Consider the following 8456-nt stretch of genomic DNA (forward strand, 5'->3'; position numbering starts at 1 on the left):
TTAGAGGAATAGCTACTCGATATGACAAGCTCAAAAGAAATTATCAAAGTTCTGTTGCCTTAGCCTGTATATTTTTATGGCTACCGTTATAGGGTTAATTATGAACAGTAAGTGTCAACAGACCCTATAAATTAGTAGGTTATTGAATATATCACTTCACTTGATTGATTGTTTCAATATTGGGTGAAGTGATAATAACTCTCAATCATAAAATATAATATAAATAACTGAATTTAATGCTATTACTATAATATTGATGATTTGATAGTTATAATAAGAATTATTCCCATATTTATCTATTACAATTATCGTAAAATGTGAATAAATATAGACTTTCTATTTACAAAAAATAGCTCATAATATTCTTAATGGCCCTTTTTTAGCCAAAGGAGAATGGTATGAAAGCATTAATATTGTCGGATGAAATAAACCAGTTTCATTGGTCGATGCTGAAATCTGTTCTTTTGGTTTTAAGCATTCTTCCAGCCAGCCAAGGAATTTTGCATTTATGGCAGACCACTGAAGGCAGCAGCCAGATTATGGTGGGTTTCTTTGCCATTAGCATGATGAGTACCTTATTCGTACTATGCTTCTGGTCAGCATTAAAAGCATCTGTCGTGCAGTTTAAACAAGAACAGGCTTCTGCATTTGAAAACGGTATTGTACAGGTCTATCGTTATATTCCAATGCTGTCACTGGCGAGCATGTTGTCTTATCTGGTGATCCAGTTTTAATAACATATAGATAAAAAAACCGAGGCATGAACCTCGGTTTTTTTATAGTTCCTCCCTTTTAAAAAGGGAGGCCGGGAGGGATTTAGAAAATTAATCCCCCTTCTTGCACCATATATGGCTCACCTTTTGCAAAAGGGCGCTTTTGAGAGAATTATCTTCTCGACTTAAAGCTGATATCCACTTTACGTGGGCGGAAGCGCCAACCTAGTAATAAGAGCAATACGGAGAAAATCAGCACTGGCCAGTCGCTGAGTTTCATGTAGAGCGTTTCACCCTGCATGGCGGGTAGCTCACCGCGGAGTATAGCTTCTTTATCCATAGGTGCACGTTTCACAATATGGCCATTGTGGTCGATGAACGCAGTTACCCCAGTATTGGTAGCACGAATAAACCAGCGACCATTTTCCTTGGCCCGCATTTGTACCATCTGTAAATGTTGCTGTGGACCGGCAGTGCCAGTAAACCAGGCATCATTAGATACGGTCACCAGAAAATCGCTTTGGCTGGCATTACGACGAGTCAGGTTTGGATAAGCCACTTCATAGCAAATTGCCGCACCTAGAGGATGGTTTTTCACATTTAATGGTTTCTGGATATCCGCACCACGCGAGAAACCACTCACCGAAGGGTCGTTTTGCAGAGCTGGCAGTACCCAGCTGAGTGCGCCAGAAAGTGGAATATATTCCCCAAAAGGCACCAGACGCTGCTTCTTATACAAACCACTCGACTCATTACCGGTCGCCATGATGCTATTGTAATATTTTGGCGTGCCTGCTTCCTGTGACTCAGCCAGATCCCAGAACGGAATACCTGTGACCCAAGCTGTTCCAGATTTTTCTGCCTGAACTTTCATGGCATCCAAGAAAGGTTCGATGTCGGTCTGGAACATCGGAATCGAAGATTCTGGCCAGACAATCAGGTCACGTCCCCATTCGGTCTTGCTCAGATTGGCATAGATCAGCAGGGTTTTTACCTGATATTCAGTTAACCATTTCAGGTCTTGGGGGATATTGCCCTGAATCAGAGAAACAGTGAGCGGCTTTTGATTTTTTTCTTGCACGAAAGTCAGTTGTGCTGCGCCCCAAGCACCCAATAACAAGAGTGCAGAAAGAACGATCCAGAAGACCCGTTTACTTAAAATTTCAACCAGCGCACAAGCTAGAACAATCACTACAAAGGACACCCCAAATACACCGAATAAAGGCGCATAGGCATCCAGATAGAGCTCAGTAAAAGCATAACCTGCAAAGAGCCATGGGAAACCGGTAAATACCCAGGTTTTGGCCCATTCAAAGATCACCCAAAGTGGGGCGAAGGTAAGGGGTGTTTCCGGGAAAAAGCGACGATAAATAAAAGTCTGAAGCGCAGTAAACAGTCCCATGACGATCGCCATGATCAGGATCATGATTACGCTCAGGAAAGCACTGGTATCGCCATACACATGAATAGAGGTATAGAGCCAGAATGCACCCACAAACCACAATCCAATCCCATAAGCCCAGCCAATGCCAAAGGCCTGTTTCGCACTACGACCACGGACGCAAGCATACAATAAAGCAGGAGACAGAATTGCCAGCCACCAGTAATGATAAGGTGCCAGTGCCAGGCTAAAAATAGCGCCGGCAAATAAGGCAATCAATACAGGATAAATTAAGGCTAGCTGCTTTTGCTGCTGGGCTGGATTTAATAGCTTATCGAAATATGCTCTCATTGGCGCACAGCTCGAATTAAACGAATAGAACGTGAATCTGCCTCAAGAATGGTAAATTGCCAGTTTTCCAGTTCAATCGTCTGACCTTCCAAATCATTTACCAGACCGATTTCTTGTAATAACAAACCGCCCATGGTTTCAACTTCATCATCGGAGAAATTGGCATCTAGCATATTGTTAAAATGCTCGATTGGCGTCAGCGCTTGTACTACCCAGGTATTGGCTGTCTTCGGGTCTTGATCCGGAACAATATATTGTGCTTCTTCATCCGCAATATCATGTTCGTCTTCAATTTCACCCACAATTTCTTCGAGAATATCTTCTAGGGTTACCAGGCCTGAAGTTGTACCGTACTCATCAATCACTACCGCAATATGAGTCTGGGTATTTTTCAGCATACGTAGAACCTGATCCGAACGCGCACTTTCCGGCACAAACAGCGGCTGACGCATCAAGGCACGAATATCGACTTTGGAAGAAGGCTCGGTCAGGAAAGGAAGCAGATCTTTGGCCAGTAAAATACCAACTACATTATCCGGTTGATCCGATGAGAACACAGGGAATCGCGAATGCGCAGATTCAACTAAAACATGCAGAATTTCCAGAAGTTGGTCATCTTCCTGCAAGCTAATCATGGACGTTCTTGGCGTCATGACTTCACGAATTTTGGTGGCCGGCAGATCCAATACGCCTTCCAGCATTGCAACAGTATCGGGTTCTAAAAATCGACGTGAATCTTGTACTAATTTTAGCAGTTCGTCGCGAGTTTCGGGTGCAGTTCCCAGCCATTTGCGTAAGCCGCGCATACCCCACGACGGGCCTGATTCCTCGTGCATGATCTTTCCTAAAGACTCTTAATATCTAAAAAAACGTGATTTTATCATACCGCAGAAAATACGCTTGTCTATTGTAATTATGCTGCGCAGACTTGATCGCACGGGTCAGTATGGTTTTGTGAATTGGCTCAAAGCGCGGGCTGCAATGCGATAGCCGCTTTATGCTAAAATAAGGCTGATCTTGAATTCCTGAGTCTGTCGATGTCTGAAGCCGAAATTACGCCAAGCCTGCAATTGAATACCCGTGGATTACGCTGCCCTGAGCCAGTGATGATGTTGCATCAAGCCATCCGTAAGTCTAAAGCTGGTGATGTAGTTGAAGTTTTTGCTACGGATAATTCAACTTTCTGGGATATTCCAAAATTTTGTATGCACCTTGGCCATGAACTGCTACTCCAAGAGGAGCGTCTGGATGAAAATGGCAATAAAGAGTTCCATTATCTGGTAAAAAAAGGCGGTTAAAAGATTTTTTTGGGCAGATGAGTGATTCATTTGCCCATATTATTGAAAGATTAAAATGAAAAGAAAGCTATTTTTTTGAATAGTTGATCTGCTTGAAATTCCTGATTTTCAGAAAATAAAAATTTTGATATTCAAGCCTCTTCCAGAATTACAGTGATGAATCGGAACCATGGCCAGACCAATGAATCTAGGCTGGATATAAATAATTCACTATAATGCCGCAAAAATATTTATAACAATTAAAAATGATAAAAAATCATATCGCTCAAGTATTAGAGCAATTGGGTCTTAGCGCACAGAAGCGTGCTTTGCTTGTTCAGTTTTCCCATCAAAAACTTAATTCTGAAGTTTTTCTGCAACGTATTGATGGCCAACATGTCCTGAATCAGGGACTAAAGATTGAGCTGATTTGTGTGTCGACTAATGCCTTGATTCCCCTTAAGGAATTTATTGGAATTCAAGTAGCGATAGATCAGGTCACGGATCAAGGACAGTTATTTCGCAGTTCCGGAATTATTACTGCAGCAACTCAGGGACAGAGTGATGGTGCATTAGTGCTTTATAAACTCACCCTGGAAGATGCAACGTCGCTATGGCATAAACGCCGTAATAGTCGTGTGTTCATGGACAAGAGTGTCCGAGAGATTACTGAAATCTTATTCAAAGAATGGCAGCGTAAGAGTCCATTATTTGCGGCTGCACTCAAGCTGGATTTATCCGGTTTGCAGCAAACTTATGATGTGCGTCCTTTTACTATGCAGTTGAATGAAAGCGACTATGACTTTTTAACCCGTTTATGGCGTAGTGAGGGGATTAACTGGCTGATTGATGAGTCTGAGCTTATAGTTGTGCATTCATCTGCAGCGATTGCAGCGCAAAAGCTTAGATTAATTGATGACAATAGCTACTACCAAGCTTTAAGCCGCAGAGCGATCCGTTTCCATCGTTCCAGTGCGACTGAACAAGAAGATAGCATGACCAGTTTTATTGCAGAACGACAGTTGCAGCCGACCGCTGTACATATCCAGCGCTGGCATGCCGGTCGCTTGAATCAGGAAGAAGGCATAGGTTCAGTACAAAGCAAGCACCAGCAGAGTCAGGTTCAGGATAATGCCAGCCTGGCATTGGAACAAGGCTGGAACATCAGTCCGGCATGGATCACTGATCTCAGGCATGCAGATCAGGCAACTCTAGCCTCGGATGCACAAATCGAGAAAATAAACCAAAATTTGCAGCATTTCTATGATGCACAGGCCAAACAATTTTTAGCAACATCCACGGTACGTGATGCCCAAGTGGGTTACTGGTTTCGGCTGGATCAGCATCCTGAAATTGACCAGCATCCAGCAGTAGATAAAGAATTTTTAATCATCTCTAGGAAATTTTATAACCAAAATAATTTGCCTAAAGACTTAAATGAGCAGGTTCATGCTTTAATTCAGCAAAGCTGTTGGCAGATGACAGAATCCAAGGACGCAGGTGAGTGTCAGGCCAACCAGCTAGTCTTGCAACGTCGCCATATTCACTTGGTTCCTGAGTATCAACCTTTATTGCAGCGGCCACAGGCCTATCCGCAATGCGCCAAGGTAGTCGGGCCAGAAGATGAAGAAATTTATGTGGATGAATGGGGGCGGATCAAAATCCGTTTTCTGTTCACTCGTCCGGATGACCATGCTCACGATGGTGGCGCAGGCAGCAATGACAGTGATACAGATTCAGCCTGGGTAGATGTTCTGACCCCGTGGGCAGGTATAGGTTATGGTGTCCGTTTCTTGCCACGCATTGGTGAAATTGTGGTCGTCGACTTTTTTGATGGCAATATTGATCGGCCTTTTGTGGTAGGTCGGATTCATGAAGGCCAACGTTCTCCGACGAAGTTTGATCAAAAAGGACAACTACCAGATACCAAAAAACTCAGTGGTATTCGCTCGCAAGAAGTACAGGGGCAAGGCTTTAACCAGTTACGTTTTGATGATACGACTGGCCAGATCAGTATACAGTTACATAGTAGTCAAGCTGCCAGTCAGCTCAATCTGGGTAACTTAAGTTATTCAAAAGAACAGGCTGAAAATGAAGGACGGGGTGAAGGCTTTGAACTTAGAACTGACCAATGGGGTGCAGTCCGTGCAGGTAAAGGGTTATTGATTTCGGCTCATAAACAGCAAGCCGCAGACGGTTCACATATGGATGCTGAACCAGCGAAAAGCCAGCTTGAATCAGGCTTGCAGATGAGCCAGGCGCTAAGTGATGTTGCTAAAAACCAGCAAACTGATCCGCTTGAAATCTTTGAAAATTTAAAAAGCTTTATTGAGCAAATTAAACAGCAAGATCAAGACAAAGCAGCTGCCTTTAAACAGGCAATTATGATTCTGACAGCACCAAAATCCATTGCACTGAGTACTCAGCAGGATATTTATTTGTCTGCGGAGGGTCAAATTAGCCACCAGGCAGCGGACAGTATTAACTTAAGTTCACAAAAAAATATTATTGGGCATGCCTCTTCTAAAGTGAGTCTGTTTGCAGCTCAACAAGGCCTAAGTGCTTATGCCGCAAAAGGGAAAGTTGAACTACAGGGGCAAAATGATGGGATGGATGTTATTGCACGCAAAGGTATCAAAATTGTCTCCACTGAAGATCAGATCGAAATTACAGCAGCAAAGAAAATTGTTTTAACTGCGGGCGGTTCTCAGGTTGAAATCAGTAGTGCCGGAATTTTGCCGACGACGGGTGGTCAGTTTGAGATGAAGGCAGGGCAGCATCAATTTTTATCAGGGGAAAAGACAATACATGATATTCCCTATCTTCCTGCCTCATATAATAGTTCCTATATTTTAGAGTTCGATGTGCGACATAAAATAAACAATAAATTATTAGAAAGCTCTCCAATTTTTAGTCTTATTGATTCTAAGGGGAATGTACGAACAGGAGAGGTTCCCAAAGATGGAATTATTAGAATTACCTCAAAAAATAAGGAAGAAAAATATACGGTTATGGTGCATAAATATGATGCAGAGATATCGGAGTTAGAAGAATGACTTATACGGCTCGTTTAAAAGTATCCTGTGATAATAAAGACCTTTTATCAAAATTAAGCTATACCTTACTAAATACGACAACTCAAAAAAGTTATGGAGGAAAAATTGATCCGAATGGTTGTACCAAAATCTATAGTTGCAATAAATTAGATTTAATCTTTGTAGAGTTAATTTTAAATAATTCAAAAATTGCCAGAGTGCGTGTTCCCGCACTAGAAAATGGCGAATTTAATAAATCGATATATAAATTAAAATCAACTACAGGTACAACAAAACAAGCAGAATTAAATAAAGTACCTGTTAAAGTTAAAAATGAATTAGAAATAGCACTTGAAGCCTTACATGGTACAGCACTTTACTTTAGTAATAACTTTTTAGATCATGATAGCTCCTTAAGAATTGCTTATATGAAAGCAATTAAAAAAATGAGTCATGATTACTTAAAGGATGTTGAAAATGGAAGAATGACTGTAAAAGATGCTTCGAAAGAGGCTCATACATTAAGAAATGATATCTTAGAACAGACCAGGAAAAAGAATTCTCCAATCGCGTTAGCAGTATCACAAAAAGAAAAAATAGCGGCTAAAAGCTTAGATCAATTCTTAGAATATTATGCATTGAAATTAAAAGATCCTGATAAATGGAAAAGACTGAAAGATCAGTCAAGACAAACCTTAGATCATTATGTAAAAGCATCAACAGGTACAAGAAATTCATATTTTCAGGCGCTTTCAACAGCAGATAAAAATAAAGTTTTTTATAGTGTAGTTAAAGGATCAGGGGCATCCCATGGAACTTTTGATAAAGCAGCAAAGTATATGAAACCACTAGGCAGAGTAATTGTCGTTATTTCAATTTCCTATGCTTGGTATGAGATTTTTTCAGCTGAGAATAAAGAAAAGGAATTTTATAAAGAAGCCGCAACCATAGGCTCAGGAGTGGCAGCTGGCGCTGTGGGTGGTGCTATTGCAGGAGGAATTTGTGGCCCCGGGTCTCCCATATGTTCAACAGTAGGTGTAATAATTGGCGGTCTAGCGGGAGGGTATGGAGTATATAAATTAGTTGAAGCTTATGATGAAGAGTTGGAAGCTTTTACAGAATGGACTTTATTTTAATTCCAGTAGGTAGCCTGTATGTTTAAGTTTTTAAAAAGGTTAGTAAGAAAAGAAGCTAATAAAAATTTAGATACGAGTAATTATAAAACTAAAATTAAAAATTTTAGCTTAGAGCATGATCAGATTGTGGGCGTAAATATAGATGATGTAATAATAAAAATACCTTATATAGACATAGTAAGGATATCTATTATGGTTTATGGGGAAGATTTACTCCCTCAACCAATCTGGACTGTGCAAACAATAAAAGACATTATTGATATACCGAATGAATTAAATAATACTGATAAATTATTTTTTGAGGTTCTTAATAAAAAATTAGATGGTTACAACTCAATTCAAACCCAAGAAGAAATATTAAAAGCTATGAATTGTACCCATAACAGCCTATTCCATATTTGGCAGCGCCATGATGCAGATAAAATATTTAAATCTATTAGGATCTGTTGACACTTACTGTTCATAATTAACCCTATAACGGTAGCCATAAAAATATACAGGCTAAGGCAACAGAACTTTGATAATTTCTTTTGAGCTTGTCATATCGAGTAGCTATTCCTCTA

The 8456-nt window shown here is 40.7% G+C and carries 7 protein-coding genes and 2 pseudogenes; 6 read left to right on the forward strand and 3 right to left on the reverse strand.

The genetic code is table 11. The features are described 5' to 3' along the window. Nucleotides 1-92: pseudogene (locus FTU46_RS16285) on the forward strand (IS5/IS1182 family transposase); the annotation flags it as partial. A gap of 306 nt (nt 93-398) precedes the next feature. Next, nucleotides 399-734 (forward strand): hypothetical protein, encoded by a 336-nt coding sequence (locus tag FTU46_RS16290; RefSeq protein WP_180105337.1) that lies wholly within the window; start codon nt 399-401, stop codon nt 732-734. 151 nt (nt 735-885) lie between these two features. On the opposite strand, the gene lnt is transcribed toward FTU46_RS16290, so the two are convergent. Both lnt and FTU46_RS16300 read right to left on the reverse strand, forming a co-directional pair. Beyond that, entirely contained in the window at nt 886-2445 is a 1560-nt protein-coding gene (gene lnt, locus FTU46_RS16295; protein WP_180105338.1) for an apolipoprotein N-acyltransferase, read from the reverse strand. Then, entirely contained in the window at nt 2442-3281 is an 840-nt protein-coding gene (locus FTU46_RS16300; RefSeq protein ID WP_004781742.1) for an HlyC/CorC family transporter, read from the reverse strand. The genes lnt and FTU46_RS16300 overlap by 4 nt, the downstream gene beginning before the upstream one ends. A 201-nt stretch (nt 3282-3482) precedes the next feature. Here FTU46_RS16300 and tusA point away from each other — a divergent pair, with 201 nt between their 5' ends. The 4 genes from tusA (at nt 3483) to FTU46_RS16320 (ending at nt 8343) form a co-directional block, all read left to right on the forward strand. Then, nucleotides 3483-3743: a sulfurtransferase TusA gene (gene tusA, locus FTU46_RS16305; protein WP_180105339.1), complete on the forward strand. Its 261-nt coding sequence runs from the start codon at nt 3483-3485 to the stop codon at nt 3741-3743. Between the two features lie 245 nt (nt 3744-3988). Beyond that, a complete protein-coding gene (locus tag FTU46_RS16310; protein ID WP_180105340.1) occupies nt 3989-6778 on the forward strand; it encodes a type VI secretion system Vgr family protein in 2790 nt (929 codons plus the stop codon). Continuing rightward, the gene (locus tag FTU46_RS16315; protein ID WP_180105341.1) at nt 6775-7893 is read left to right on the forward strand and encodes a hypothetical protein; all 1119 of its coding nucleotides are present in this window, start codon (nt 6775-6777) and stop codon (nt 7891-7893) included. Before FTU46_RS16310 ends, FTU46_RS16315 begins: the two co-directional genes overlap by 4 nt. Nucleotides 7894-7911: 18 nt before the next feature. After that, complete coding sequence (locus FTU46_RS16320; RefSeq protein ID WP_180105342.1) at nt 7912-8343, forward strand: hypothetical protein; 432 nt, start codon at nt 7912-7914, stop codon at nt 8341-8343. Between the two features lie 22 nt (nt 8344-8365). On the opposite strand, the pseudogene FTU46_RS16325 reads toward FTU46_RS16320, so the two are convergent. Further along, nucleotides 8366-8456: pseudogene (locus tag FTU46_RS16325) on the reverse strand (IS5/IS1182 family transposase); the annotation flags it as partial.

Source organism: Acinetobacter sp. YH12108 (genome assembly GCF_013419055.1).
GTDB lineage: Bacteria > Pseudomonadota > Gammaproteobacteria > Pseudomonadales > Moraxellaceae > Acinetobacter.